The sequence below is a fragment of the Hydrogenophaga luteola genome, from assembly GCF_042648585.1.
GTDB lineage: Bacteria > Pseudomonadota > Gammaproteobacteria > Burkholderiales > Burkholderiaceae_C > Hydrogenophaga > Hydrogenophaga luteola.
In genome coordinates this window covers 408,814-434,189 of the sequence record NZ_JBHRXX010000007.1, presented here as the reverse complement: position 1 = coordinate 434,189, position 25,376 = coordinate 408,814, and the positions used below count along the sequence as shown (strand labels likewise).

At 69.6% G+C, this 25,376-nt stretch carries 23 protein-coding genes; 9 read left to right on the top strand and 14 right to left on the bottom strand.

The window, feature by feature from the left end; genetic code table 11:
- Positions 1–2: 2 nt before the first annotated feature.
- The gene (locus tag ACFOPI_RS16765) at positions 3–707 is read right to left on the bottom strand and encodes a Crp/Fnr family transcriptional regulator (RefSeq protein ID WP_382176182.1); all 705 of its coding nucleotides are present in this window, start codon (positions 705–707) and stop codon (positions 3–5) included.
- Between the two features lie 185 nt (positions 708–892).
- On the opposite strand from ACFOPI_RS16765, the gene ACFOPI_RS16760 reads away from it, so the two are divergent.
- Positions 893–2,044, top strand: a complete 1,152-nt coding sequence (locus ACFOPI_RS16760; RefSeq protein ID WP_382176179.1) for an OmpA family protein — start codon at positions 893–895, stop codon at positions 2,042–2,044.
- Between the two features lie 48 nt (positions 2,045–2,092).
- Here ACFOPI_RS16760 and ACFOPI_RS16755 read toward each other — a convergent pair whose 3' ends face one another.
- Positions 2,093–2,803 (bottom strand): Crp/Fnr family transcriptional regulator, encoded by a 711-nt coding sequence (locus ACFOPI_RS16755; RefSeq protein ID WP_382176176.1) that lies wholly within the window; start codon positions 2,801–2,803, stop codon positions 2,093–2,095.
- A 223-nt stretch (positions 2,804–3,026) separates the two neighbouring features.
- Here ACFOPI_RS16755 and ACFOPI_RS16750 point away from each other — a divergent pair, with 223 nt between their 5' ends.
- On the top strand, positions 3,027–3,623 hold the full coding sequence (locus ACFOPI_RS16750; protein WP_382176173.1) for a sterol desaturase family protein: 597 nt from the start codon (positions 3,027–3,029) through the stop codon (positions 3,621–3,623).
- Between the two features lie 17 nt (positions 3,624–3,640).
- Here ACFOPI_RS16750 and ACFOPI_RS16745 read toward each other — a convergent pair whose 3' ends face one another.
- The gene (locus ACFOPI_RS16745) at positions 3,641–12,169 is read right to left on the bottom strand and encodes a GH36-type glycosyl hydrolase domain-containing protein (RefSeq protein WP_382176170.1); all 8,529 of its coding nucleotides are present in this window, start codon (positions 12,167–12,169) and stop codon (positions 3,641–3,643) included.
- Between the two features lie 57 nt (positions 12,170–12,226).
- Positions 12,227–12,469: a hypothetical protein gene (locus ACFOPI_RS16740; RefSeq protein ID WP_382176168.1), complete on the bottom strand. Its 243-nt coding sequence runs from the start codon at positions 12,467–12,469 to the stop codon at positions 12,227–12,229.
- Positions 12,470–12,668: 199 nt separating this feature from the next.
- Here ACFOPI_RS16740 and ACFOPI_RS16735 point away from each other — a divergent pair, with 199 nt between their 5' ends.
- Entirely contained in the window at positions 12,669–13,277 is a 609-nt protein-coding gene (locus tag ACFOPI_RS16735; RefSeq protein ID WP_382176165.1) for a glycine zipper 2TM domain-containing protein, read from the top strand.
- Positions 13,278–13,322: 45 nt separating this feature from the next.
- Here the strand turns inward: ACFOPI_RS16735 and ACFOPI_RS16730 are convergent, their stop codons facing one another.
- From ACFOPI_RS16730 to ACFOPI_RS16710, 5 genes are read right to left on the bottom strand one after another with little or no spacing between them, the layout of a single operon-like run.
- The gene (locus ACFOPI_RS16730; protein WP_382176163.1) at positions 13,323–13,472 is read right to left on the bottom strand and encodes a lmo0937 family membrane protein; all 150 of its coding nucleotides are present in this window, start codon (positions 13,470–13,472) and stop codon (positions 13,323–13,325) included.
- Between the two features lie 28 nt (positions 13,473–13,500).
- On the bottom strand, positions 13,501–13,899 hold the full coding sequence (locus ACFOPI_RS16725; RefSeq protein WP_382176161.1) for a hypothetical protein: 399 nt from the start codon (positions 13,897–13,899) through the stop codon (positions 13,501–13,503).
- Positions 13,896–14,279, bottom strand: coding sequence for a hypothetical protein (locus tag ACFOPI_RS16720; RefSeq protein WP_382176158.1), 384 nt, complete (start codon positions 14,277–14,279; stop codon positions 13,896–13,898). The genes ACFOPI_RS16725 and ACFOPI_RS16720 overlap by 4 nt, the downstream gene beginning before the upstream one ends.
- A gap of 17 nt (positions 14,280–14,296) precedes the next feature.
- Positions 14,297–14,674 (bottom strand): hypothetical protein, encoded by a 378-nt coding sequence (locus ACFOPI_RS16715; protein ID WP_133155781.1) that lies wholly within the window; start codon positions 14,672–14,674, stop codon positions 14,297–14,299.
- 32 nt (positions 14,675–14,706) lie between these two features.
- Complete coding sequence (locus ACFOPI_RS16710; RefSeq protein ID WP_066260987.1) at positions 14,707–15,024, bottom strand: BON domain-containing protein; 318 nt, start codon at positions 15,022–15,024, stop codon at positions 14,707–14,709.
- A 137-nt stretch (positions 15,025–15,161) separates the two neighbouring features.
- Between ACFOPI_RS16710 and ACFOPI_RS16705 the strand changes: the two genes are divergently transcribed.
- The 4 genes from ACFOPI_RS16705 (at position 15,162) to modC (ending at position 18,541) form a co-directional block, all read left to right on the top strand.
- Positions 15,162–15,629: a DUF1840 domain-containing protein gene (locus ACFOPI_RS16705; RefSeq protein ID WP_382176154.1), complete on the top strand. Its 468-nt coding sequence runs from the start codon at positions 15,162–15,164 to the stop codon at positions 15,627–15,629.
- Between the two features lie 365 nt (positions 15,630–15,994).
- Entirely contained in the window at positions 15,995–16,750 is a 756-nt protein-coding gene (gene modA, locus ACFOPI_RS16700) for a molybdate ABC transporter substrate-binding protein (RefSeq protein ID WP_382176151.1), read from the top strand.
- A 1-nt stretch (position 16,751) separates the two neighbouring features.
- Positions 16,752–17,441 carry a molybdate ABC transporter permease subunit gene (modB, locus tag ACFOPI_RS16695; RefSeq protein WP_382176148.1) on the top strand — a complete coding sequence of 230 codons (690 nt, stop codon included), beginning with the start codon at positions 16,752–16,754 and terminating at the stop codon, positions 17,439–17,441.
- Entirely contained in the window at positions 17,438–18,541 is a 1,104-nt protein-coding gene (modC, locus tag ACFOPI_RS16690) for a molybdenum ABC transporter ATP-binding protein (protein ID WP_382176145.1), read from the top strand. Before modB ends, modC begins: the two co-directional genes overlap by 4 nt.
- A 125-nt stretch (positions 18,542–18,666) precedes the next feature.
- Here modC and ACFOPI_RS16685 read toward each other — a convergent pair whose 3' ends face one another.
- The 3 genes from ACFOPI_RS16685 to ACFOPI_RS16675 are packed head-to-tail and all read right to left on the bottom strand — an operon-like array spanning position 18,667 to position 21,010.
- Positions 18,667–19,506 carry an extracellular solute-binding protein gene (locus ACFOPI_RS16685; RefSeq protein WP_382176142.1) on the bottom strand — a complete coding sequence of 280 codons (840 nt, stop codon included), beginning with the start codon at positions 19,504–19,506 and terminating at the stop codon, positions 18,667–18,669.
- Complete coding sequence (locus tag ACFOPI_RS16680) at positions 19,503–20,285, bottom strand: ABC transporter ATP-binding protein (RefSeq protein WP_382176140.1); 783 nt, start codon at positions 20,283–20,285, stop codon at positions 19,503–19,505. The genes ACFOPI_RS16685 and ACFOPI_RS16680 overlap by 4 nt, the downstream gene beginning before the upstream one ends.
- Complete coding sequence (locus ACFOPI_RS16675; protein WP_382176137.1) at positions 20,282–21,010, bottom strand: ABC transporter permease; 729 nt, start codon at positions 21,008–21,010, stop codon at positions 20,282–20,284. The genes ACFOPI_RS16680 and ACFOPI_RS16675 overlap by 4 nt, the downstream gene beginning before the upstream one ends.
- Positions 21,011–21,128: 118 nt before the next feature.
- Here ACFOPI_RS16675 and ACFOPI_RS16670 point away from each other — a divergent pair, with 118 nt between their 5' ends.
- A complete protein-coding gene (locus tag ACFOPI_RS16670; protein WP_382176135.1) occupies positions 21,129–22,244 on the top strand; it encodes a substrate-binding domain-containing protein in 1,116 nt (371 codons plus the stop codon).
- A 4-nt stretch (positions 22,245–22,248) separates the two neighbouring features.
- On the opposite strand, the gene ACFOPI_RS16665 is transcribed toward ACFOPI_RS16670, so the two are convergent.
- The gene (locus ACFOPI_RS16665; RefSeq protein WP_382176132.1) at positions 22,249–23,322 is read right to left on the bottom strand and encodes an MBL fold metallo-hydrolase; all 1,074 of its coding nucleotides are present in this window, start codon (positions 23,320–23,322) and stop codon (positions 22,249–22,251) included.
- An 85-nt stretch (positions 23,323–23,407) separates the two neighbouring features.
- Positions 23,408–24,658, bottom strand: coding sequence for a bifunctional phosphopantothenoylcysteine decarboxylase/phosphopantothenate--cysteine ligase CoaBC (gene coaBC / locus ACFOPI_RS16660; RefSeq protein ID WP_382176130.1), 1,251 nt, complete (start codon positions 24,656–24,658; stop codon positions 23,408–23,410).
- Between the two features lie 107 nt (positions 24,659–24,765).
- On the opposite strand from coaBC, the gene ACFOPI_RS16655 reads away from it, so the two are divergent.
- Entirely contained in the window at positions 24,766–25,302 is a 537-nt protein-coding gene (locus tag ACFOPI_RS16655; RefSeq protein ID WP_382176127.1) for a hypothetical protein, read from the top strand.
- Positions 25,303–25,376 lie beyond the last annotated feature (74 nt).

The following is a 25,376-nucleotide window of genomic DNA, read 5'->3' as shown; positions in this document are numbered from 1 at the left end:
CTTTACGCGGACTGGGCGGGAAACAGCGTCTGGTGCAGCGCCCGGTCGGTCGCGTAGCAACTGCAGGCGCGGGCTTCCAGGGCGATCCGGTCCAGCACGGTCAGCTCGCCCCGGTGGTAGCGGATCAGACCACTGTCCTGCAGTTCGCTGGCCGCCAGCGTCACGCCCACGCGGCGCACGCCCAGCATCGTGGCCATGCCCTCGTGCGTGACGTGGAAGCAGTCGCTCTGCGCCCGGTCTTGGCTCATCAACAGCCAGCGCGCCAGGCGCTGGCCGATCATGTGAAAGCGCTCGCAGGCCGAGGCCAGTGCCTGCTGGTGCAGACGCACCAGCAGGCTGGTCTGCACCGCCTGGAGCAACGCCGGGCTGGTGGCGCATTCGCGACGCAGGGCCTTGGCGCCAATGCGCCAGCTGTGGCCCGGACCCTGCACCAGCGCCCGCCAGGGCGCCGGGGTCACGCCCAGCAGCAGCTCCGCGCCCAGCATGGATTCGCACCCCACCATGCCCACCTCCAGTTCCGGATAGTCGTCCATGTCGATCACCATGGAGATGAACCCTTCGATGGGAAAGTGCGCATGGCCCAGCGGCTGGCCGCGCACGCTGAGCTCGTCGGACAGCACCAGATCAAACAGCGCGCACTGGTCCAGCAGGTGCTTGCGTGCCGTCCGGGGCAATTGGCGGATCAGGAAGTTCTCGGATGTGGACATGGTGCAGGCGCCTCGGTGTGACCGGTGGAAGCCCAGTGTGTGGTGTCGTTTCGGTGCCGACTGTTCGACAGCGCACGCTCACGGGTCAAGCGCCATGTTGGACAGCGCACCGACGGCCCTCGTCAGGGCCTCTACAAACGGACCACGCAATCCGCGCAACGCGTCCACAACGCAAGAAAGACCCCATGAACCACACCTCATCTTTCCGCCTCATCGGGCTTGCCGGCCTTGGCGCCCTGCTCGCCGTGCCCGCACTGGGCCAAAGCAGCAGCCACTTCTATGGCGGCGTCGGTGCCGGCATCGCCCGCTCGGCCAACGAGACCGCCCGCACCACCGGCGTGCTGCTGCCCGGTGTCGACACGCTCTCCAGTTCCAGCGACCGCAACGACAACGCCTTCAAGGTGTTTGGCGGCTACCAGATCAACCGCAACCTCGCGCTGGAAACGGGCTACTACAGCCTGGGCAAGAGCCGGTTCACGACGCAGACCTCTCCGGCCGGCTCGCTGTCCGGAGCCACCAAGGTGCGTGGCCTGAACTTCGACGTGGTGGGCACGCTGCCACTGACCGAGCGCTTCGCCGGCCTGGCGAGGGTGGGTGCCCACCACGCATGGTCCGAGGAGCGCTACAGCGGCACCGGCGCGGGCGCCGGCGTCGCGTTCAGCAGCAAGCACAACAACACCAACTACAAGGTCGGACTGGGCGCGCAGTACCAGCTGACCCCCGCCATGTGGGTGCGCGGCGAGATGGAGCGCTACCGCGTGAAGGACATCACCGGCCGCCGCAACAACATCGATGTCGCCTCGGTGAGCCTGGTGTTTCCGTTCGGTCGCACGGCGGCGCCGCGCATGGCCGCAGCCCCCGTGTACGTGGCACCGGCACCAGTGGCTGTGGCACCCGCCCCCGCGCCTGAGCCCACGCCCGCACCAGCGGCACCCGCGGTTGTGCCGCGTGAGCCGGAGCGCCTGAGCCTGTCGGCCGATGCCCTGTTCGGCTCCAACCAGTCGGTGGTGCAGCAGCAGGGCCAGAACGACCTGGACCGTTTCAGCCAGCAGCTCAGCGGGGCCACCTACGAATCGATCAGCGTGGAGGGCCACACCGACCGCATGGGGTCCGACGCCTTCAACCAGCGTCTCTCGGATGCGCGGGCCGCATCGGTCAAGGATTACCTGGTGATCCACGGCCGCATCGACCCGGCCCGCATCAGCGCCACCGGCCTGAGCGAGGGCCAGCCGGTGACCGCTGCGGCCGACTGTCCCGACAGCCTGTCGCGTGCCCGTCTGATCGAATGCCTGCAGCCGGATCGACGCGTGGAGATCGAAGTCACGGGCACCCGCTGACCGATCACGCCGTCCCGTGGCCCGCCGCGCGGCGGGCGGGCCCGGGGTTTATTCCGCCAGGCGGTGCGGCAGAAGCCGGTCGTATTCCTTCTTGACCACGGCGTAACACTCGCAGACGCGCGCTTCCAGTGCCGCCCGGTCCAGCACCGTGATGTGGCCCCGCGCATAGCGGATCAGCCCCATGCGTGCCAGCTTCAGCGCGGCCTCGGTCACGCCTTCGCGCCGCACGCCCAGCATGTTGGCGATCAGTTCCTGCGTCATCATCAGTTCGCTGCCCTTGAGCCGGTCCAGGCTCAGCAGCAGCCAGCGGCACAGCTGCTGGTCCAGCGAATGGTGGCGGTTGCACACCGCCGTCTGCGCCATCTGCGTGATCAGCGCCTGGGTGTAACGCAGCAGCAGGTGCATGACCGGCCCGGAGCGGTTGAACTCGTCCTTGATGACGGCGGCGCGCAGGCGATAGCCCTGTCCCGCGCTCTGCACCACGGCACGGCTGGGGGTGGTCTCACCACCCATGAACAGCGCGATGCCCACCACGCCTTCGTTGCCCACCACCGCGATTTCGGCCGACGCTCCGTCCTCCATCACGTACAGGAGCGAAACGATGGCAGTGGTCGGGAAGTAGACGTGGCCCATGGTGGCGCCCGACTCGTACAGCACCTTGCCCAGGGGCAGCTCGACAGGTTCGAGCAACGGGGAGAAGCGCCCCCATTCGGTCGCAGGCAACGAGGCCAGCAGGTGGTTGGCAAGCGGCGCGGGCATGGGTTCCACGGGGGGCTCCTTGTAGGGGCGTGCAAGAACCCGCGCCCGAGATGCGTGACTTTTTCGAGTGTAGGCGCGTGTTCCCGCTGCGTATGTTCGGTATCGCACATACGAAAGTCGCATGCAAGGGCACCTGCGTTCGCTGCAGCACAGACCGGCGGACGCACCGGGCCGAGCATTGAAAGGGCCGGCACCCACGCCACAGCAGCCCTCAGGAGACCGCATGTCCGCCTTTTCCATCGAACACCCATCCAACCGCAGCGACTTCATCGCCTACGGCCTTGCGGTGGCGACCCTGAGCGGTTGGCTCACCCTGCAGGCACCGGAAGGTACGGGGTGGTCCCTGGTGGGACTGGCCCTGGCCGGCGTCGTCCTGTGGACCGCGCTCGAGTACGCCCTGCACCGCTTCGTGCTGCACGGGCTTGAGCCCTTTGCGCGCTGGCACGGCGAACACCACCGGCGGCCGAAGGCGCTGATCGGCACACCGACGCTCGTGAGCGCGCCGCTGTTCAGCCTGCTGGTGGCACTGCCGGCGGTGCTGGCGCTGGGGCCCCTGCGCGGCGGAGCCCTCACGCTGGGCGTGCTCGCGGGCTACCTGGCCTATGTGGCCACGCACCATGCCCTGCACCACGCACAGATGGTTCATCCCTGGTGGCAGGCCCGCCGGTATGCCCATGCCCGCCACCACCACCTGCTGCAGCCCTGCTGCTTTGGCGTCACCAGCGGCTTCTGGGACCGAGTAATGAGCACCAGCGGCCACAGCTCACCTCACAAGGCGCCGGACCGCTTGCACATCCCTGTGGTGCGCCGCCGCGGCTGAGCCGCACCGGCAACCGCTCAGTCCACCGGAACGACGAACGTGCTGTCGGTCGGCCAATCGCGCCAGCGCAGGCGTTTGTCCACCCGCAGCAGGCCCGCGTTCAGTCTGGCACAGGCGGACAGGGCCGTGGACATGTCGGCGCGCAGCAGCACGAAGTGCAGGCGGCACCCGTTCCTCTTCAGCGTGAGTTCGGCACGTGGCCAGTGCAATGGCAGGCAGGGCGTGAACCACAGTTCGTCCGCCTGCAGGTTCAGACCCATGATCGACTCCACCGCGCCCCGGTGCAGCCAGCCGGCGGCGCCGGTGTACCAGCTCCAGCCACCACGCCCCACATAGGGTGGCTGGCTGTACACGTCGGCCGCCACCGCATAGGGCTCCAGCCCGTACACCTGCCCCCACTGTGGGTGAGCGGCCCGGTGCGCAGGGCTCAGGCAGGTGAACAACCGGTAAGGTGTGTTGCGGGCCCAGGCGTTGTCCGGCTCGCGCAGCGCCACCAGAGCCGCGGCCATCAGTGCCCAGGCGCCGGCGTGGGTGTACTGGCCGCCGTTCTCGCGCACGCCGGGCGGATAGGCCTGGATGTAGCCGGCGCTGGGCACGGCGTCCACCAGCGGCGGGACGAGCAGGCGCACCAGGCCGTGCTCCATGTCCATCAGTTCGGTGTCCACCGCCTGCATGGCCAGGTGCTGTCGCTCGGGCGTGGCTTCCCCCGAGAGCACCGCCCAGGCCTGGGCGATCAGGTCGATGCGGGCCTCGGCGCTGGTATGGCTGCCCAGGGCACTGCCGTCGTCGAAGAAGGCGCGTTTGAACCAGGCGCCGTCCCAGGCTTGGGTGGCCAGGGCCTCGCGCCAGCCTGCCAGCGCCGCAGCCCAGCGCTCCACCCGGTGGTGGTCGCCGCGCGCCAGCGCCAGCGGCAGCCAGGCGCGCACGATGTGGCACAGGAACCAGCCAAGCCAGACCGATTCGCCCCGCCCTTCGTGACCCACGCGGTTCATGCCGTCGTTCCAGTCGCCACTGCCCATGAGCGGCAGACCGTGCGCGCCCACGCGCAGGCTGTGGTCGATGGCGCGCGCGCCGTGTTCGAACACGCTGGCGCGGTGCGCGCTCACGGCGGGCACGTCGTAGCGGTCTTCGGCGCCCTCGGGCACCGGCGGGCCGCTCAGGAAGGGGGCCGTCTCGTCCAGCAGCGACGCATCGCCGGTGGCCTGCACGTGGTGCGCGATGGCCAGCGGCAGCCACAGCAGATCGTCCGAGAAATGCGTGCGCACGCCAGCGCCACCGGGTTCGTGCCACCAGTGCTGCACGTCGCCTTCCTCGAACTGGCGCGCCGCGCACCGCAGGACCTGGGCGCGCAGCAGCGCCGGGTCGGCCCAGACCAGGGCCATGGCGTCCTGCAGCTGGTCGCGGTAGCCGGTGGCGCCGCCGGCCTGGTAGAAGCCGGCCTTGGCCCACAGGCGCGACGAGACGGTCTGGTAGAGCAGCCAGCGGTTGACCATGGCGTCGAACAGCGGGTCGGGCGTTTGCACCTGCGTGGCGCCCAGCAGGCGCTCCCACTGCGCCTGCGCGGCCTGTTCGCGCACCCGCGCGCTGCTGCGCACGGCCTGGCGCATCAGGGTGCGTGCGGCGTCCGGGCTGGCGGCGTGGCCGATCAGGAACACCTGGTCGATGACCGCGCCCGGCCGCAGGGTGATGGGGCGCGAGAGCGCGGCACACGGGTCCAGCCCCGCGCCGCTGCGCTGTCCCAGGCTTTGGGGCAGGACCAGCTGGCCGCGGGCGTCGAAGAAGGCGCGGCGGTCGCAGGTCCAGTCGATGGCCTCGGGCGCGTCCACGCCTTCGTGCGATTCGCAGAAGAACGCGGTGCCGTCCCCCAGGCCCGCGGCCGCTTCGGTCTGCGTGCACAACAGGCCGGTCAGGCCGACTTCGGGCGGCGTCGCGAGGCAGGGCTGGGTGACCAGGGTGGCGCGGTCGCTGCGCTGTTCGCCCAGCAGCCATTCCACCAGGCCGGTGATGCGCAGGTGGGCCTTGCTGCCGCCCTGGTTCTCCAGCCGGATGCGCACCTGCTTGAGCGCCGTCACCGGATCGACACACCAGTGCACGCTGACGGCCAGCGGGCCGCGCCGGTGGCTGATGGAGGTCAGCCCCTGGGTGTGCGTGACGGCGTAGTCGACGTCCTGCGCGCCCCAGGCCGAGGGGGTCACGCTCCAGATGTCGCGACTGCGCCGGTCCTGCAGCAGGAACCACTCGCCCGGCGGGTCGGCCACCGGGTCGTTGGACCAGGCGGTGAGCTGGTTCAGGCGGCTGTTGAGCGCCCAGGTGGGGCCTGCGCCGCTGTCGGACACCATGCAGCCGAAGCCGGGGTTGGCCAGCACGTTGATCCAGGGCCGTGGCGGTTGCTGGTCGGCGCCGACGCTGAAGCCGAAATCACGCCCGTCCGGACCGAAGTGGCCGTTGGACAGGCCAGGACTGGCCGGCAGCCGGCGCACCGGCACGGTCTCGGTGACCAAACCCTTCCATGCACTGGCCGTCGGTGTGGCATGCCGCTCGCTCCACGCGCTCACCTGCGCCAGCAGCGGCCGGCCGTCGGCCACCAGGTGCACGCGCGCCAGGCCCTGCAGCGTGACCAGCTGGGCGGGCGAGAGCTGGTCGAAGCGCAAGCGGTGCAGTGTGCTCACCGCGGGCGTGCCCGCCGGGGCCGCGGGCGTCGCACCGGGCTGTTCGGTCATCAGTGTCAGCTCGTGCTCCAGCGGCATGTGGTACGAGTGCGCCTCGTGGCTGAGCACCACCAGGTCGCAGGGCACGCCGGCACGGGCCCATTCGCGCTGCGCCTGGACCATGGCGCGCAGCAGACCCATGCCCTTGGTCGGTCCGGCCGTGACCAGCACCAGGGGGCGCGTGCCCGACAGGCCCAGCGGCCAGAGCAGGCGCCGGTCGCTCTCGACGACCGTCGGGGCTTCGGCCACGCCAGGGTCGGCCATGGCCACCCGGGGCAGGGTCAGCACCAGCGCGGTGGTCAGCGCGTGCAGGGCCGGCAAGTCCTGGGTGTGCGGTCGGCCCGACGCCACCGGGATGCTGGCCAGCGTCGCGGACATGACCGAGGAGCGCTCCACGTAGCTGGGCTGGCGGTACTTGTCGACCACCGCCATCAGGGTGGCGGCGTCTTCGCTGGCGGCGGTGGCAAAGGTCACGCAGGCCTGTGTCCCGGGTTCGATGCGCAGGCGCACGCCCAGTGCGGCCACCGGGTCCAGCCCGGTGCCCAGGGTCTCGGGCTGGCCGGGCACGGCCTGCAGGTCGGCCAGCGGCTGACTGGCCGGGTGGAGGCGGCCGAGCCAGCGGGCGCGGTCGGTCTGGCAGCTCAGGCCCAGCACCTGGCCCTGCGTGCTGGCCACGAAGTGCACCGCTTGCATCGCCCGCTCGGTGGGCAGGCGCGGCGTGCGCACGAAGCGCAGCGCCTGCTGCGCGGGCAGCCAGTCGGCCTGCACGAACAGGCCCGAAAACGCGGGGTGGGCCTCGTCCGCCGCGTGGCTGGCCAGCGGGACGTCAAAAGCCGAGATCAGCTCCAGCTCGATGGGCTCGTCGCCCTCGTGGTGCAGCACCACCTGGCGCAGCTCGATGTCGTCCTCCGGGCTGACCCAGACGGTGGTGCTCACGCGCAGATCGTCCCAAGCGGCGTCGAACACCACCCGGTCGGCGTGGAAGTGGGCGAGGTAGTGTGCCGACGGGTCAGGCGCCGGGTGGCTGGTCAGAGAGACCGGAGGCAGGGCCGCGTCGCGCCGCAGGTAGAGGAAGCTGCCGTGCGCGTCGCGCAGCGCGTCGTCGCGCCAGCGAGTGATGCCGGTCTGCCCGTGCCGGCTCCAGCCCGCACCGCCGGGACGCAGCGTGACGGTGTAGCGCCCGTTGGACAGCAATTGCGTGGGCTCCAGCGCCTGTTCGCCAGGCACCAGCGTGCGCACCGGTTCGGGCGTGCGGGCGTGCAGCTCCTGCGGCGCCAGGCCAGGCAGTGGCAGCGGCGGCACCAGTTCGCGCGGAGCGCGTTCGTGCAGCAGCGTGCCCACCGCCTGCAGCCGCGGATGGGCCATGCCCCAGCGCTGGGCCACACCACCGTGCAACACATTGGCCAGGGCCACGATGCTCATGCCCTGGTGGTGGGCCATGCAGGTGCGCACCAGGGTGTGGGCATGGCCATGGCTCTGGCGCGCAGGGGTGTAGTCCAGGGCCTCGAAGAGTCCGTAGCGTCCGCGCGCGCCCAACCCGCAGAGCAGGCGCAGGTTGGCGCAGGCGGCGCGCGCGTCCACCAGCGTGGCCAGCACGCTCGCATACGGTGCGACCACGTGTTCGGCCGGCGGCGTGCGGCGCAGCGCCAGGCGGGCCACGCCCTGCGGGGCGTACTGGTAGGCCAGGGTCTGGTCGCGCACCGCGTAGGCGCTTTCGGACTGGCCCCAGGGCAGGCCGGTGGCCTGCACGCTGGCGCGCTGTTCGCGCAGCGCCGAATGCGCCGCCTCTCCCAGTGCGCTGCCGCGCGGCTCGGCCATCACCAGGGTGGGCATCAGGTACTCGAACATCGAGCCCGACCAGGAGCGCAGCACCGCGTGCTGCCCGCTGGCGAAGAACGGCCGGCCCAGTGCCGTCCAGTGCTTGACCGGCAGGTCGCCCTTGGCGATGGCCAGCAGGCTGGTGCTGCGCGACTCGGAGGCCAGCAGGTCGTAGAAGGCGGTGTCGAGCAGCTGATCGTCGAGCCGGTAGCCGATGTGCAGCAGGTGGCGCCGCGGGTGGTACAGAAAGCGGAAATCGGCCGCCCAGGCCAGGGTCTCGAAGGCGGTGGTCAGGGCCTGGAGGCGGTGTGTGGTGTGCGACTGCAGCGCGTCGCAGCTAGCGGCGGCGGCGGCCTGGTCGCGCAGCGCCGAGCGCCAGGTGGCCAGGTGGTCGCCGAGCAGCCACTGCAGCTCGTCGTGCGCGGTGGGCGCATGGTCCACGATGCCCGGGTGGCCGGTGGGGGGAAGGCTGTCCAGCTCGATCGTGGCGGCCTGCAGCAGCGCAGGGAAGTCCACCGGCAGGGGCGTCTCGCCGGGCGCCTGCGGCTCGGCGGCGAACAGGCGGCCCAGCGCGGTTTGCGCCAGTGGCCGGTGCAGCCGCTGCGGCAGCAGTTCCAGCAGGGGTTGCAGACGCCGGCGCGAGCGCACGATCGCTTGCGCGCAGGCGGCGTGGCCGTCGGCATCGTGTGTCAGCTCGCGGCAGGCCTGGGCCACGGCGAGCAGGTGCACGCAGAGGTTGCCGCTGTCCACGGTCGACACGTAGCGGGGCAGCAGAGGTTGCAGCGTCCGGGTGTCGTACCAGTTGAGGAAGTGGCCGCGGTGGCGTTCGAGCCGGTGCAGGGTGGCCAGCGTCGCCTCCAGCCGGCTCAGCAGCTCCTGCGTGCCGATCCACCCGAACCGCCGCGCGCAGGCAGCGCTCAGCAGGTACAGGCCGATGTTGGTGGGCGAGGTGCGGTGGGCCACCATCTCGTAGGGCGCGCTCTGCAGGTTGTCGGGTGGCAGGTGGTGGTCGGGCGCGTCCACCGTGCGTTCGAACAGGCGCCAGGTGTCGCGCGCCACGCCGTGCAGCCATTCGCTGTCCGTGGTGGACAGTGGCGGCGGGTACACGGCCCAGCGCCGGTTGGCCGCCCAGACCCCCAGTGGCGCCGCGGCCCACAGCGCAAGCAGGGTCCAGCCCAGGGCACCGGGCTGCAAGCCCGACGCCCACAACGCCGTGGCGCCGGCCAGCGCCAGCAGCGGCCCGGCGCGGTGGCGGCGCAGCGTGGCCCCCAGGCCAGTGCCCAGGCCGGCCTGGGTGGCCTCGGCGGTGGTCCATTGCAGCAACTGGCGGTGGCTGCGGGCCAGGCGGTGGGCGGTGCGCAGCACGGCGTCGAGTGCGCGCAGCGCGTTCTGCGGCAGCAGGGCCAGCTGCCACAGGCCGGCGGCCAGGGCGCGCAGCAAGTCCAGCGCCGCGGTGACCACAAAGCGCTCGCCGGCCAGGTCCCAGCGGCGCGGCACCCAGGCCGCCAGCGCCCCCATCAGCGGGCCGGCCGTGTAGGCGGTCACCGCGAGCACCATCGCCACCGGCAGGCTCAGGCCCAGGCCGCCCAGCGCCAGGACGGTCAGCGCCAATGCGGCCGGTGGCACCAGCGAGCGGCGCAGGTTGTCCAGCAGCTTCCAGCGGTTGATGGCGCCCAGGGGCCAGCGCCGGTACTGCCACAGAAAGGGCATCAACTGCCAGTCGCCGCGCATCCAGCGGTGCTGGCGGGCCGCGTCGGCGTCGCTGTGCTCGGGTTCGGCTTCGATCAGGGTGACGTCGCTCACCACGGCGCAGCGCACCATCGCGCCTTCGAGCAGATCGTGGCTGAGGATCCGTTCCGTGGGCAGACGCTCGCCCAGCACGGTGTGCAGCGTGGCCACGTGCAGCAGACCCTTGCCGGTGAAACTGCCTTCACCGAACAGGTCCTGGTAGGCGTCCGAGCTCATGGCGCTGTAGGGGTCGATGCCGCTCTGCCCGGCGAACAGCCACTGCCAGGGCGTCTGCACGCCCCCGGTGGGCAGCGGCGGGATCAGGTGCGGCTGCAGGATGCCATAGCCCCGCAGCACGCGCCGGCCACCGGCGTCCAGCACCGGCCGGTTCTGCGGGTGTTCGGCCACTCCCACGAGCGCGCGCAGGCGTCCGGGGGGCAACTGTGTGTCGCTGTCGAGGGTGAGCACATAGCGGGTGTGCGCGGCGGTGCGCGAAAGTTCGCCCAGGTCGAAGAACGGGCCGGGCTCGCCGGTGGCCAGCCGGGCCACCAGCTGCTGCAGCTTGCCGCGCTTGCGCTCCCAGCCCAGCCACTGGGCCTGGGTGGCGCTGAACGTGCGTGCGCGGTGAAGCAGCAGAAAGCGCGCGGGGGCGTCGGCGGCGACCGGGTGCTGCCGGTTGAGCGTGCGCAGCGCGTCGGCTGCATGCGCCAGCAGCGCGTCGTCGTCCGGGTGGTGTTCGGTGTCGGCGTCGCTCCAGTCGCTGAGCAGGGCGAACTGGGCGTGTGCCTCGGGGTTGGCCAGGTGGTGCAGCTGCAGACGCCGCACCAGGGCGTCGATGCCCGCACGGTGACCGAGCAGCGCGGGTATCACGACCATGACCTGTGCCTCCGGCGGGATGCCTTTGGCCAGCAGCAGGCGCGGCAGGTGCACCGGCGGCACCGATTCGCTGATGAGCCGGTTGACCAGCGCCACCACCGCTTCGGACACGGGCAGCAGGATCAACAGACCCGTGAGTACGGTGAGCGCCAGTGTGGCCGGGCTGGCGGTCGCCCACACCGGCACGGGCAGCAGCGCGGCCACCAGCCCGGCGCTGCCCAGCGCCAGCGTGCCCAGGTAGGCGGGCGTGCGCGAGACCCGCAACAAGGGCCGCCACCAGCCCCTGCGGTGCTGGCGCACGCCGAGCGTGCGCTCCAGCTCGGGGCGGCCGTTTCCCTGCAGCCAGTGCGAGGCCAGGCTGGGCGGGCGGGTTCCGCCCATGGCATGGATCAGCTCGCGGGCCACGTGCGCGCCGCTGTGGCCGCTGTGCACCGACAGGCGTTCGATGGCGTGCAGCGTGGCGTTGCGGGTGGTGTCGTCCTCAGCCGCGAACACTGGCGAGGCCAGCATCTCGCGGATCACGCGGCTGGACCGGCTGACGATGTCCTGCCAGTCGGCCGCCCCGATCCGGCGCAGCGCCGTGACGGCGTTGCCCACACTCAGGTGGTCGGCCGCCTGGTCGGCCGCTTCCTGCGCCTGCAGTGCGGCCAGGTCGGGCACCTGGACCTGCAGCCAGGCCTGGGCCTGTCGAAGCCCGTCTTCCCTTGGCATGGCCACCCGGCCGATGAGGGCCCTCACCAGTGCGCACAGGAACTCGGGGCCGACCCCGCGCCGGACCATGAGTGTGTGCAGTGCCTGCAGCTCCGGCAGGCCCATGCTGTTGATGCGCAGCGCGCACAGGCTGGCGAGTTCGCGTGCGGCCTTCTGGCTGGCGATGCGGTCGGCCAGGCGGCGCAGGTTCTCCACCAGGACCACACGCAGGGTGGTGGGCAATGCCCACAGCTCGCCCTGACTGAGTTCCCGCGCATCCTGGTAGGCGTCCAGCAGCTGCACGAGCAGGTCTTCGTCGAACGCGCTGTCGGTGTGCGCCACGTAGTCCCAGGCCACGCCATAGATGCGCGGCAGCCCGGCCAGCGGTGCGTCCAGCAGCACCGGCAGCGAGCGGTAGAAGCGCGCGGGCAGGCCCTCGCGGATCTCGCGCAGCTGCGCCTCGATCAGCTGGAAGTTGTCAAACAGCCATTCGGCCGCGGGACTGATGTCCTGCCCGGCCTTGGCCTCGTGCGCCACGAACTGGTAGGCCGCGCGCAGGGTGCGCACGTTGCTCTGCAGGCGCGGGTAGAACGTGGCCTGGCCGAAGCGGGCCGGACCGGCGCGGTGCGTGCTGCCGAGGCTTCGGCCATGTTGCACCAGCCGCTCCACACCGAAGAGTTCGGAACGGATCGGCTCCAGCGCCACGCCCCGGCGGGCGTCGAGCATCCCGTCAAGAAGGGGCGGTATCCATTCCCATCGGGCCCGCAGGCTGGCCAAGGCCATTCAGCTCAACAGCCACATGGCACCCAGCAGCAGGGTCAGCACCAGCGCGGTAGAGACCACGCGTGCGGACAGCACCTGCCGCAGGCCGTCCGCGCCCGAGCGCAGATCGCGCAGGCGGCCGCGGCGGGCGCCGCAGTCGCTCAGGTGGGCGCTCAGGGCGCTGTGTTCCAGGGCCGATGCGCCGGCCGGTCGGCCCAGCGAAGCGGTGTCCCAGGTGGGGGGGGAAGTCGGTGTGTGTGTCATGGTCTGCGTCTGTCTGGGGTGGGTGAAAGTGGCCGGTTGGCCCGCAGAACATTTGTAAGGATTCGGGGCGCGATGGTCTGTGCGCCGTCGAACAGACCCTCGCCTCCCCCAGGCCTAGCCTGATGGCGGCGAACAAGGGTTGGGCAGCCTGTGTCATCCCGTTCGTTGAACCGTTCGGTCCACCGTCAGGAGCTTCACCATGAACACCCGTCTTCCCACCCCGCTCACCCGCCTGTGCATCGCCGTTGTGCTGGTGCCAGTCATCTCTGGCTTGTCCGGTTGCGCGGCACCGGCCCCGGCCGACCGCTATCCGGCCACGGTTCGGCCCAGCTATCCGGCGGATGCGCCGTCATCGGGGCGGCGGGACTACCGGCGTGCGCCCGACGAACGGCTGTATGAGGCGAAAGTCCTGTCGGCACGCGCCGTGATGATCGCCGGCGGCCAGCGCTGCTGGATGGAGCGTGAAGAGGTGCCGTCAACGCGCAGCAGCGCCAATGTCCCGGGTGCGCTGGCGGGCGCGGTCATCGGCGGCATATTGGGTCACCAGATCGGTGGCGGGTCCGGCAAGGACCTGGCCACCGTGGGCGGTGTGGTGGCCGGTGCAGCAATCGGCTCCCAGGTGGGCCAACCCTCACAGAACAGTCCCACCACCCAGGACGTCCAGCGTTGCAGCCCCTCGGGCGGCCGCGACCGGGTCGACTATTGGGACGTGACCTACGAGTTCCGCGGCGTCCTTCACCACGTGCAACTGACCGACCGGCCGGGGCCGAGTGTGACGGTCAACGCCCAGGGCGAACCCCGGGAGTGAGTCGGGCGGGGCGACCGGATCGGACCGGCTCGCTCCGCACCGGCATCACAGCGGGCTGCGCCCCTGGATCACGCGCAGCAGCACGATGACGATGGCGACCACCAGCAGGATGTGGATGAAGCCCCCCAGGGTGTAGGAGGTGACCAGACCCAGCAGCCAGAGGATGAGCAGAGCGAGGGCGATGGTGTACAGCATGGCGATTCCTTTCGAGGGGTGAGGAGATTCAGCGAGACGGTGGGCGGCTGGACGAACGGCTCAACCACCACAGCGCCAGACCGGTGACGCCCACCGCGACCAGGCTGGTCCTGGGATGGCGGCGTGCGAGCGTGATGGCCAGGTCCCACGGCGGGCGTATGAAGCCGCTCCCGACAGGGGATGGCGGCGGACCGGACCGCAGCCAGGCCTGTGCCAGCGCGCCCAGCACCACGGCCGTTCCCGGGTGGGCACGCAGACCACCCAGCAGCGGCAGTGCGCTGCGCACCGCACAGCCCAGTGCCGACGAAGCGGCGGGCGCCTGGCGGTCCAGTTCGAGCCAGCGGGCGATCTGTGCCCGGCTCTCGGCCAGACGCAGCTGTGCGCTGCTGGCAGGAAGCGCCTGGGAGAACGGTGTGGGCGTGTTCATGGCGCGGTGTGACCGGCCAGCAGGGCAGCGTCTTCGGCCAGTTGTGCGCGCAGCCGGGCCAGGGGTTCGCCGTTGCGGTGGGCCTGGGCCCGCCAGCACGCCGCCAGCCCGAGGACCGCGGGCAACAGCGGCGTGGCCACGAACAGCCACGCGGCCGGTGCCGCACCCGGCGCCAGCGACGCCCAAAGCAGCAAGGCCACCCCGGCCAGTACCGCCGCAACCGCCAGACACAAGGCGCCACCGAGCTGCCACAGCAGGCGCCGCTGGACCGCGGCCGCACCGGTGTGCAGCTCTTCGGACACCAGCCCGGCATAGGCGCCCACATGCGCGGCCAGCAGCATGGGCTGTGCCGCGGCCAGGCGGAACACAGGATGGATCATGTGCCGGCGTCCGTGAGTCAGTGGCCGTTGCCGCGGTGCCGGCTCAACAGCGTCAGCAGGCCCATGAGACCCGCACCCACCGCGGCCGCGATCAGCACGGACTTGATCGGCTCGTGCTGGATGTACTCGGCGGTGGCCTGGCGCGCGTGCGAGGACTTCTCGCGCAGCTGCTGGCCTCCGTCGCGCAGGGCTTCCATGCCCCGGTGGGTGAGCGCGCTGGTGTCGTGCGCCAGCTGTTGCAGGGCGGCGCCGGTCTGTGCACGCGCGGTGCCCAGTCCGTCGAGCCCCTGCTGGGCCAGGTGTTGTGTGGAGCGGATGGCGTGCTCGGTGCCGAGTGCGGCCTCGTGGGCCAAGTTCGAGGCTTCGTCGCCGAGGGTCTTGACGGTGGTGTTCATGGCGTTCTTTCTTGGGTGGTGGGAGGGGACACTTATTTCAGGCGCATGTCGTTGCGCACGGAACGCACGCCGCTGATGCCCTGCACCAGCTGCACCGCACGCTGGATGTCGCCCGCCGAGTTGACGAAGCCGCTGAGCTGGACCACGCCCTTGAAGGTCTCGACGTTGATCTCGGCCGACTTGAGCGACGCGTCGTTGAAGATGGCCGTCTTGACCTTGGCCGTGATGGCCGTGTCGTCCATGTACTGGCCGGTGCTTTCCTGGGTGGCGGTGGAGGCACAGCCCACCACGCTGGTGAGCGCAGCGGCTGCGAGCAGGAGGATGGAGAAACGTTGGGTGCTGGTTTTCATGGGGGCTTTCGGTAGGAGAGGAATGGCAGCGTCCGCGAACAGCGGTGCCGCAGGGCCATGCTTTTGCGAGACCCGTGCACGCATGCTGGCGTCCGGGCCGGCGTGCGTCTGTGCGCTGGCGAACCCACGGATGCCTCATGACACGCATCGGGCACGTGCTCGACTTTCGGGTTTGCGCAAAGCGGCCAGTTGGCGTACGGTTGTTGTTGCTGTGGTCGCTGGTGACGGATGTGCCGGCGGGCCCACCCTCCTGTCACTCCAACCGAAAGTTGCCCATGCTGTACCGATTCAAATCACAGGCCACGGCCGATCTCGTCATGCTGGGCGCCGATGCCCAGGGTGCACTGCGGCTGATCGGCAAAGAACTCACGCCGGAGGGCGTGATCAGCCCGGATCAGTTGCCCCGGGCCATCGACATCCTGCAGCGCGCCTGGCGGGAGGACCACGCCTTGCGCCTGAAGGAAGAAAGGTCGGCGCCGGAACCGCTCCCCGTCACGGACGATGCCGACCCCGATGTGCGGCTGTCACAGCGGCTGGTGCCACTGGTGAGCATGCTGGAGCAAGCCAACAAAGCCGATGTGGCGGTGGTTTGGTCGGCGTCCTGACCGCTCGACTTCGGAACCCAACTGACACTTCTTTGAATCGCCGTGCCTGTCTCCGTTGGCGGTCGGGGGCGCACACGCGCATACGTGCGGACTACCACCCGTTGGTGGGGGGCAGGTCATTTGGACCAGGACCTCTGAGAGTTCATGAATGACCGCTTCATTTGCGAGAACATTCCTTGAGTGGTCCCCAGCGTACTACTGCAACCTGCTGCTGAACGGACCTACAACCTCGCGCAGCACCCTGTCCGTCTGAAGGCCGAGCAGTAAGCGCCCGATTACCCCACCACACCCGCTACACTCGCTATTCCATTTTGGGATAACGATCCCTCCCGCCTTTCCGGCTGCCCCCGTGTTGCGAGGTGCCCATGCGTCTGCTGCTCTCTTCCCTTTCCGCCCTCCTGTGCGCCGCGTTCGCGCACACCGCCGCCCACGCCGCCGAGGCCCAGGTGGCCATCGCCGCCAACTTTGCCGAGCCGATCAAGGCGATTGCCGCTGTGCTGCAGAAGACCACCGGCCACACGCTGAAGATCTCCACTGGCGCTTCGGGCGCCATCTACACGCAGATCAGGAACGGCGCACCGTTCGACGCCTTTCTCTCTGCCGACAACGAGCGCCCCGAGCTGCTGGAGAAGGACGGTCTGGCGCAGCCGGGCACGCGCTTCACCTACGCAACCGGAAAGCTGGTGCTGTGGTCGGTCAGGCCCGGCCGCGTAGATGCCCAGGGCGCGGTGCTCAAGGCGGCCGACTTGGGCAAGGTGGCCTATGCCAACCCCAAGACGGCGCCGTATGGTGCCGCCGCGCTGCAGGTGCTGGACAAGCTGGGACTGAAGGAAGCGATCACGCCGAAGCTGGTGCAGGGCGAGAGCATCGGCCAGGCCTTCAACTTCGTGAAGACCGGCAACGCCGACGTGGGCTTTGTGGCGATGTCGCAGGTGCTTGAGGGCGGCACGCTCAAGGAAGGGGCGATGTGGGTGATTCCGCAGACCCACTACGACCCGATCCGCCAGGACGCGGTGCTGCTCAAGCGGGGCGCGGACAACGAGGCTGCGAAGGCGCTGTTCAAGCTGCTGCAAAGCCCGAACATCAGGGACCTGATCCGCTCCTACGGCTACGAGCTCTGACATGTTCCTCACCCCCGACAACTGGCAGGCGCTCTGGCTGACCTTCCAGGTCGCGGCGCTGACCACGCTGATCCTGTTGCTGCTGGGAACGCCGTTGGCGTGGTGGCTGACGCGCTCGCGCGGCTGGCTCGCGAAGCCGGTGGGGGCGCTGGTGTCGCTGCCGCTGGTGCTGCCGCCGTCGGTGCTGGGGTTCTACCTGCTGGTAGGGCTGGGGCCGAACGGGCCCATCGGCTCATGGATGGTGTCCCTGGGTCTGCCCACCCTGCCCTTCACCTTCGCCGGGCTGGTGGTGGCCTCGGTGTTCTATTCGCTGCCGTTCATGGTGCAGCCCATCCTGAACAGCATGCAGGCCCTGGGCGAGCGGCCGCTGGAGGCGGCGGCCACGCTGCGGGCCTCGCCGCTGGACCGCTTCTTTCATGTGGTGCTGCCGCTGTGCCGGCCGGGCCTGGTGACGGGCTGCATCATGAGCTTCGCGCACACGGTGGGCGAGTTCGGCGTGGTGCTGATGGTGGGCGGCAACATCCCGGGTGTGACGCGGGTGGTGTCGGTGCAGATCTTCGACCACGTGGAGGCGCTCGAATACGCGGACGCGCACCGCCTGGCGGCGGTGATGCTGGTGTTTGCCTTCACGGTGCTGATGGCGCTGCAGTTCTTCAACGCGCGACAGGCGCGTCGGGTCCGCACCTCATGAGCAAGACCACACTGACCCTGAACGCCCGGCTCGACCGGGGCGACTTCGCACTGGACGTGGAGCTGGCCCTGCCGGGCCACGGCATCACCGCGCTGTTCGGCCCTTCGGGCAGCGGCAAGACCAGCTGCCTGCGCGTGCTCGCCGGGCTGGAACGCAAGGCCACCGGCACGGTGGTGGTGGCCGGCCAGACCTGGCAGGACAGCGCGCGCGGCGTTTTCCTGCCCACGCACCAGCGCGCGCTGGGCTATGTGTTCCAGGAAGCCAGCCTGTTCGACCACCTGACGGTCGAAGGCAATCTGCGATTCGGCTTCGACCGCACACCAGCCGCGCAGCGCCGGCACGACTGGCGCCACGGCCTGGATCTGCTGGGCATCGGCCACCTGCTGCAGCGTCGGCCACACGAGCTCTCGGGCGGCGAGCGCCAGCGGGTGGCGATTGCGCGCGCGCTGGCGACGAGCCCTCAGCTGCTGCTGATGGACGAGCCGCTGGCCGCCCTGGACGCCGCGCGCAAGGCCGAGATCCTGCCCTGGCTGGAACAGCTGCACGAGTCGCTGGATGTGCCGGTGGTCTACGTGACCCATTCGCTGGATGAGGTGGCGCGGCTGGCCGACCATGTGGTGCTGTTGGAGCAGGGCCGTGTGCGGGCGGACGGACCGCTGGCCGACATGCTCACGCGCAGCGACCTGCCACTCTCTCGGGGCGACAGCGCGGTCTCGGTGCTGCAGGGCCATTGCAGCGGCTACTCGCCGGCGGACCAGCTCGCGGTGTACGAGATCGAAGGCGGGCAGTTGCTGCTGCCGCAGTCGCGCCAGGGTGTACCGCAGCCGGGTACGCGCGCACGGCTGCACATCCAGGCGCGAGACGTGAGCCTGTCGCTGGTGATGCCCTCGCAGACCAGCGTGCTCAACGTGCTGCCGGCGGTGGTGGACAGCGTGACCGAGAACACCGCGGGGCAGGTGGTGGTGAGCCTGCGCCTGGGCGCGGACGGCCAGGGCGCCACACTGCTCTCGCGCATCAGCAGCCTCTCGGCCCGGCGCCTGGGCCTGGCGCCGGGTCAGCTGGTCTACGCGCAGATCAAGGGCGTGGCGATGGTGCGCTAGAAAGGGGCGCCAAACACGGCTCCGGAGCGAGATGCCCGATCCAGTGGGCGCGGTGGAACCGGCTTCGCCGGGCCACTCGCGCCGTCCCCCCGGGGGGGAAGACGCGAAGCGGCGCAGGGGGGGACTTATTTGCTCGCGTTCGGGAAGAACAGCTGCTCGCCGCCGATCTTGTAGTCGGCAATCGCCTTCTGGCCGGCCGGGCCGGTCACCCAGTCGACGAACTTCTGGCCCTCGGCCGTCTTCACCTGCGGGTGCTTGGCGGCGCTCACCAGCATCACGCCGTACTGGTTGAACAGGCGCTTGTCACCTTCCACCAGAACGGCCAAGTCGGCGCGGTTCTTGAAGTTGAGCCAGGTGCCGCGGTCGGCCAACACATACGCTCCGCTGCTGGCGCCGATGTTCAGCGCTGGGCCCATGCCGCAGCCGCATTCCTTGTAGCTCGATCCCTTGTTCGCATCGGTGTCGGTCATCTTCCAGAAGCGCAGCTCCGCCGCGTGGGTGCCGCTCTTGTCGCCGCGCGAGACGAAGGGCGCATTGGCGGTCGCGATCTTCTTGAGCGCGGCCACGATGTCGTTGCCCTTGGTGCCGGCCGGATCGGCCTTGGGGCCGATCAGCACGAAGTCGTTGTACATGACCTCCTGGCGCTTGGCCGAGAAGCCGTCGGCGACAAACTTCTCTTCGGCGATCTTGTCGTGCACGAAGAGCACGTCGGCGTCGCCGCGGCGTGCCATGTCGATGGCCTGGCCGGTGCCCAGCGCCACCACCTTCACGTCGATGCCGCTGGCCTGCTTGAAGGCGGGCAGGATGTGACCGAACAGACCCGACTGCTCGGTGGACGTGGTCGAGGCCACGACGATGCTGCTCTGGGCCAGCGCCGAGGTGGTGCCCAGCAGCCCAGCCGACACGAGGCCGGCGGCGGCGAGCAGGCGCACGATGGTGCGACGGGAAGCGGTGGATGGGGTCATGTGGTCTCTCCTTTGACGAACAGATGGGCCTGGGGGCAGTGCGCCTCCAGGAAAGCGTGGTTGAAAAAGTCGGTCACTGGCAGATCGGCCAGCAACCGGCCCTGTTCCAGATAGATCACCCGGCTGGCCAGGCGCTTGACCTGACCGAGGTTGTGGCTGGCAAACACCAGCGTGGGCGGCAATCGGCCGGGTGCGGGCGCTTCGTCGCCGAAGTCGGCGATCAGCGCCTCGACATCGCGCTTGGCGTGCGGGTCCAGGCTCGCGGTGGGCTCGTCCAGCAGCCAGACATCAGGCCGCAGCGCCCAGGCCCGCGCCAGCGCCACGCGCTGCTGCTGCCCGCCCGACAGCGCTCGGCCGTTGCGTTCGGCCAGCGCCGCCAGCTGCACCCGCTCCAGCGCCTGGCGGGCGCGCTCGCGCGTCTGGCCCCAGGGCACACCGCTGAGCCACAGGCCCAGCTGCAGGTTGCGCTGCACCGACATGCGCAGCATGTGCGGACGCTGGAACAGCATGGCGATGCGCGAGGCCTGTGGCACCTCGCGCCGGCCCTGCGCGATGGGCAGCAGGCCGTGCAGCGTGCGCAACAGCGTGCTCTTGCCGCAGCCGTTGGGACCGACCAGGGCCACGCGTTCGCCCGCGTGGATGGACAGCGTGATGTCGCGCAGCGCCTCCACCTGCGCCGCAGGCCCAAGGCTCACATGCACCGCTGCCAGTGTCAGCACCGCCGGCGCTGCACCAGAGCTGCCGAACACCTCGCCCGTGGCGGAGAGTTCCACCTTCATGTCGTGGCCATCCTCAGATCGCCACCGTCCAGGTGCTCACGCCAGCGGCGCAGCAGCGCCACCAGGGCATTGAGCAGCAGCACCACCGCCAGCAGCACGATGCCCAGACCGAGCGCCAGCGGCAAGTCGCCTTTGCTGGTCTCGAGAGCGATGGCGGTGGTCATGACACGGGTGAAGCCGTCGATGTTGCCGCCGACGATCATCACCGCGCCAACTTCGGACACCGCACGGCCAAAGGCGGTGATCAGCACCGTGAGCAGCGCGTAACGCTCGTCCCAGGCCATCAGCAGGCTGCGCAGGCCCAGGCCCGCCCCCAGCGAAGACAGCTGCTCGCCATGACTGCGGTCGGCGTCTTCGACCACCTGGCGCGTCAGCGCGGTGACCAGCGGCAACACCAGCACGGCCTGCGCCAGCACCATGGCCTGGAAGCTGAACAGCCAGCCCAGAAAACCCAGCGGCCCCGAGCGCGAGAGCAGCAGGTAGATCACCAGGCCCACCACCACCGAGGGAATCGCCAGGAAGGTGTTGAGCAGGGTCAGCACGACGGAGCGGCCGGGAAATCGCGCCACTGCCAGCCAGGCGCCCAGCAGAAGACCCAGGCCGCAGGCGAGCAGGCAGGCCGTGGCGCTCACTGCGAGGGAGCGAGTCACGATGGCCCAGAGGCTGGCATCGCCCGAGAGGATGAGTTCCAGCGCGGTGACCGCGCTATCGGAAAAGGTATTCATACGTTGCGCCGCAGCATAAGCGGGCGCTACGGGTTTGAGAGTACGTGGCAACTCGGTATGAACAACACAACATAGGCACACGTTTGCATAAGCGAGGTCTGAGGCACACTCGCCTCCCATGAAACGGATCGCGATGTCCTACTCGCTGATGGCCGAACGCCCGGAGCGCGGTCAGGGATCGGCCCTGCTGCGCAACCCGATGATGGATGTGCTGCACGCAGTGCACGAGCAGGGATCGATCTCCGCTGCAGCCCGGCAGCTGGGCCTCTCGTACCGCCATGTCTGGGGCCAGCTCAAGGAATGGGAACAGCAACTGGGACGCGAGCTGCTGGTCTGGGAGCGCGGGCAGTCTGCCCTGCTCTCACCCTTCGGCCAGCGCCTCCTGATGGCCGAGCGGCTGGCCCAGGCGCGGCTGGGGCCGCAGATGGAGAGCCTGCGCGCCGAGCTGGAGCGGGCCTTTGCCTTGGCCTTCGACGACCAGCAGCGCCCGAGCGAGGTTCTGACGCTGTACGCCAGCCACGACCATGCGCTGGCCGAGCTGCAGGAACTGGCCTCGTCCTCGCAAAACGGCAGCGAACCCGGTGTGCACCTGGACATCCGCTTCACCGGCAGCGTCGACGCGATCCGCGCCCTCAACGAGGGGCGCTGCCTGCTGGCGGGCTTTCACACCCAGCCGTTTGCCGATGCCGACAGCCGCAGCGCCCGCACCTACCGCCCGCTGCTCAAGCCTGGCACGCACAAGATGATCGGTTTTGCACGCCGCTCGCAGGGCTTGATGGTGGCGCCGGGCAACCCCTTGCGCTTGCGAGATCTGCGCGATGTGTCGCAGCAGCGCGCGCGCTTCGTCAACCGCGCCATCGGCACCGGCACCCGGCTGCTGCTGGAGGAGCTGCTGTCGAAGGAGGGACTGACCAGCGCGGACCTGAAGGGCTTCGACCGCGAGGAAAACTCCCACGCGGCGGTGGCACAGGCCGTGGCCAGTGGCGACGCCGACGTGGGTCTGGGCACCGAATACACGGCGCGCAGCCAGGGGCTCGGTTTTGTGCCGCTGACGGACGAGCGCTACCTGCTGGTGTGCCTGAAATCGGCGCTGGAGCAGGCGCCCGTGCAGACCCTGCTCAGGCTGTTGCGCAGCACGCGCTGGCAGCAGCGCCTGCAGTCGATGACCGGCTACTTGCCCGACCATCCGGGTGAAGTCGCCGCGATGAAGCGGCTGCTGCCCTGGTGGTCCTGAAGGTTCAGAACGCTTCCTTCTCGGCTTCGAGGTAAGCCAGGCTGGTGTACTTGCCGATGTTGCTGTCGAAGCCGGCCATGGCTTTGGCGCGGCTGGCGACACGCGGATCCTTCAGCACCAGCGCCTTGGCGCCGTCGAGCGGAATGCCGTCCCTGACCGCCTGCACACTCGGCTCCCAGATGCCCTTCATGAAGGTGCCGTAGGTGTCCAGCAGGTCCTTGCTGCCCCGGCCGTGGCCCGGCAGCCAGAGCTGGTCGCCCGCGGCCTTCTTCAAGGCGTCGTAGTACTTGAAGGTGCCGGGGTAGGAGCCGTCGTCGATGTTGGCGATGCGGTTCTCCATCGCGATGTCGCCCACATAGGTCAGCTTGTCCTGAACGATTTCGAAACACAGGTCCGACGGCGTGTGCGCTCGGCCGTAGTGGTGCAGCCGGATCTGCACGTCGCCGTAATCGAACACCTGTCCGTGCGCCACGGTCTGGTTGGGCGCCACCACCTTGGTGCCCAGGGTGGCCTGGTTGGTCCAGCGCTCCATCAGGCTGCGCCATGTGTTGCCCTCGTGGCCGGCGATCTGCTCGCGCGTGTAGGCCAGCGCGTGGATCGGAAGGTCCTTGCCATAGGCTTCGGCGAAGGCGTGGTTGCCCAGCCAGTGATCGCCGTGGTAGTGGCTGTTGAAGACGGCGATCACCGGTTTGGGCGTCACCGTCTTGATCATGCGGATCGCCATCTGGCCGATCTGCAGCGAGGCGCCGCTGTCCAGCACCACCACACCCTTCTGCGTCACCACGAAGATGACGCTCGCCATCAGGCCCTGGTTCTCCTGTGTCGGAAAGCCTTCTTTGGCGTAGACCATCCAGACGTGGGGCGACAGCTGCTCGGGTTTGACATCCGGCACCGGCGGGCCTTCGATGAACTCCTGGACCTGCTGGGCGAACACCCGGACCTCGGGCACCAGGGCCAAGCCCAGCCCGGCGGCCCCCATGCCAGCAGCGGCACGCAGCCAGTGGCGCCGGGATTCGTTGACAGCGCCGGACGGGGCCCCTGGGACCGGAGATCGGCGGGTCGGAATTCGGGATGGCATGGGCGTCTCCTCCAAATCATCGAATAAGCAATTGCTTATTCGATGATAGCGAGTGTGCCCGCGCCGGGCAACCGGCGCCACCGGGTCAGGTGGTGGATGGCAGTGGGGAGGGGTTGGGTAGGCGCTGCGCGATCTCCGCAACGAGCTGCCGCGCCAGCTGCAGCTTGGACGCCCGTGGCAGCTCCGAGCTGCCCTGCTCATCCACCAGCAGCAGGGCGTTGTCGTCCTGGCCAAAGGTGTCCGGGCCGATGTTGCCCACCAGCAGAGGCACCCCTTTGCGAACCCGCTTGGCCTGCGCATGGGCCAGCAGGTCCTCGCTCTCGGCGGCGAAGCCGACGCAGTACAGCGCCCGGCTCTGGGCCCGTGCGGTCTGGGCAATGCCGGCCAGGATGTCGGGGTTCTCGACAAAACCCAGGGTCGGCACCTGTCCGGTGCCGTCCTTCTTGATTTTCTGCACGGCCATCTCGACCGGCCGCCAGTCGGCCACCGCCGCCGCAGAAATGAACACCGTGGCGCTCTGGCTCAGCACATTGAGCGTCTTCTGCATGTTCAGCGCGGACTTGACGTTGATGCGCCCCACGCCGCGGGGCGTCGGCAGGCTCACCGGCCCGGCCACCAGGGTCACGTGGGCGCCCGCCTCGTGCGCCGCCCGCGCGATGGCAAAACCCATCTTGCCGCTGGACAGGTTGGTCAGACCCCGCACGGGGTCGATCGCCTCGAAGGTCGGGCCGGCGCTGACCAGCACCTGCTGGCCGGCCAGCAGCTTGGGCGTAAAGAAGCGGATGAGCTCGTACAGCAGTTCATCGGGTTCCAGCATGCGCCCGTCGCCAATCTCGCCACAGGCCTGATCACCCACTCCCACGTCCAGCACCGTGGCGCCATCGGCCTTGAGCTGGGCCACATTACGCTGCGTGGCCGGGTGGGCCCACATCTCGCGGTTCATGGCCGGCGCCAGGATGAGCGGCACCTTGTCGATCGGGCGCGCCAGGCACATCAGGCTGAGCAGGTCGTCGGCCCGGCCGTGCAGCAGCTTGGCCATGAAGTCGGCGCTGGCGGGGGCCACCACGATCGCGTCGGCCTCCCGACTCAGGTTGATGTGGGGCATGTTGTTGTCCACCCCCGCGGCGTTGCGGTCGTCCCACTGGGAACTGAACACCGTGCGGCCGGACAAGGCCTGCATCGTGACCGGTGTGATGAACTGCGAGGCCGCGTCGGTCATGACCACCTGGACGGTGGCACCGGCCTTGATCAGGGCTCGGCAGAATTCGGCCGCCTTGTAGCAGGCGATCCCGCCCGACAGCCCCAGGACAATGTGTTTGCCGGCGAGTTCGCTCATGGCCGCAATGTAGCAGTTTGAAACGCCTGCCGACAGGCCGAGGCCGCGCGAATTCATAATCCGCGCTTTGACCAACCTTCCACATCAGGACACCCTTGGCCATGCACATGCCCCGCCTCCCCTTGCTCCTCAGCGCCAGCCTTGTCCTGGCCTCCCTTGCCGCCTGTGGAGGAGGCTCCGACGGACCGGAGGGCGAAGCGCCCACGGGGGGCGCACTGGCCAACGTCTGGTTTGCCGACAGCGACAGCTACCACCCGCTGGACAAGATTCGGCCCGACGGCAGCTTCTATACCGGCAACGAAGCCGACTTCGGACCGGTCAACCCCGCTTATGCCGGCAGCACCGCCACCCAGTCCCGCTGGGCCATCGACACATCGGCCACACCGCCCGCCGGCGAAACCCTGAGTTATTCGTTCAAGGTGGACGGCGTCAGCGCCTCGGGCAGCGCGGTGGCGGCACTGCTGTCGAACCTGCGCATCAACAGCAGCACCGGCCTCATCACCCAGACCTGCAAGGGCTTTCCCGAGTGCTACGACAACACCTCCGGACAGGACGAGGACTTTCTCGTGACGGTGACGGCGCAGGCCAGCGGTGGCGGCAAGCTGGAGCGAAATTTCCTGCTGCGGGTGCGCGGCAACCGCTGACCATCACAGCCCGCGGACCGACCGCGTCGTGACCAGTCCGCGCGGCCGGGCCAACAGGGGGTGGCGCCTATAAT

Bases quoted from the DNA above. Each gene is read 5' to 3' on its own strand.
- ACFOPI_RS16710 (WP_066260987.1), bottom strand. From the start codon at position 15,024: ATGAAAACCAGCACCCAACGTTTCTCCATCCTCCTGCTCGCAGCCGCT.
- ACFOPI_RS16750 (WP_382176173.1), top strand. From the start codon at position 3,027: ATGTCCGCCTTTTCCATCGAACACCCATCCAACCGCAGCGACTTCATC.
- ACFOPI_RS16655 (WP_382176127.1), top strand. From the start codon at position 24,766: ATGCCCCGCCTCCCCTTGCTCCTCAGCGCCAGCCTTGTCCTGGCCTCC.
- ACFOPI_RS16725 (WP_382176161.1), bottom strand. From the start codon at position 13,899: ATGAACACGCCCACACCGTTCTCCCAGGCGCTTCCTGCCAGCAGCGCA.
- ACFOPI_RS16745 (WP_382176170.1), bottom strand. From the start codon at position 12,169: ATGCTCGACGCCCGCCGGGGCGTGGCGCTGGAGCCGATCCGTTCCGAA.
- ACFOPI_RS16670 (WP_382176135.1), top strand. From the start codon at position 21,129: ATGAAACGGATCGCGATGTCCTACTCGCTGATGGCCGAACGCCCGGAG.
- ACFOPI_RS16740 (WP_382176168.1), bottom strand. From the start codon at position 12,469: ATGACACACACACCGACTTCCCCCCCCACCTGGGACACCGCTTCGCTG.
- modA (WP_382176151.1), top strand. From the start codon at position 15,995: ATGCGTCTGCTGCTCTCTTCCCTTTCCGCCCTCCTGTGCGCCGCGTTC.
- modB (WP_382176148.1), top strand. From the start codon at position 16,752: ATGTTCCTCACCCCCGACAACTGGCAGGCGCTCTGGCTGACCTTCCAG.
- ACFOPI_RS16755 (WP_382176176.1), bottom strand. From the start codon at position 2,803: ATGCCCGCGCCGCTTGCCAACCACCTGCTGGCCTCGTTGCCTGCGACC.
- ACFOPI_RS16665 (WP_382176132.1), bottom strand. From the start codon at position 23,322: ATGCCATCCCGAATTCCGACCCGCCGATCTCCGGTCCCAGGGGCCCCG.
- ACFOPI_RS16720 (WP_382176158.1), bottom strand. From the start codon at position 14,279: ATGATCCATCCTGTGTTCCGCCTGGCCGCGGCACAGCCCATGCTGCTG.
- coaBC (WP_382176130.1), bottom strand. From the start codon at position 24,658: ATGAGCGAACTCGCCGGCAAACACATTGTCCTGGGGCTGTCGGGCGGG.
- ACFOPI_RS16715 (WP_133155781.1), bottom strand. From the start codon at position 14,674: ATGAACACCACCGTCAAGACCCTCGGCGACGAAGCCTCGAACTTGGCC.
- ACFOPI_RS16760 (WP_382176179.1), top strand. From the start codon at position 893: ATGAACCACACCTCATCTTTCCGCCTCATCGGGCTTGCCGGCCTTGGC.
- ACFOPI_RS16730 (WP_382176163.1), bottom strand. From the start codon at position 13,472: ATGCTGTACACCATCGCCCTCGCTCTGCTCATCCTCTGGCTGCTGGGT.
- ACFOPI_RS16680 (WP_382176140.1), bottom strand. From the start codon at position 20,285: ATGAAGGTGGAACTCTCCGCCACGGGCGAGGTGTTCGGCAGCTCTGGT.
- ACFOPI_RS16705 (WP_382176154.1), top strand. From the start codon at position 15,162: ATGACACGCATCGGGCACGTGCTCGACTTTCGGGTTTGCGCAAAGCGG.
- modC (WP_382176145.1), top strand. From the start codon at position 17,438: ATGAGCAAGACCACACTGACCCTGAACGCCCGGCTCGACCGGGGCGAC.
- ACFOPI_RS16765 (WP_382176182.1), bottom strand. From the start codon at position 707: ATGTCCACATCCGAGAACTTCCTGATCCGCCAATTGCCCCGGACGGCA.
- ACFOPI_RS16685 (WP_382176142.1), bottom strand. From the start codon at position 19,506: ATGACCCCATCCACCGCTTCCCGTCGCACCATCGTGCGCCTGCTCGCC.
- ACFOPI_RS16675 (WP_382176137.1), bottom strand. From the start codon at position 21,010: ATGAATACCTTTTCCGATAGCGCGGTCACCGCGCTGGAACTCATCCTC.
- ACFOPI_RS16735 (WP_382176165.1), top strand. From the start codon at position 12,669: ATGAACACCCGTCTTCCCACCCCGCTCACCCGCCTGTGCATCGCCGTT.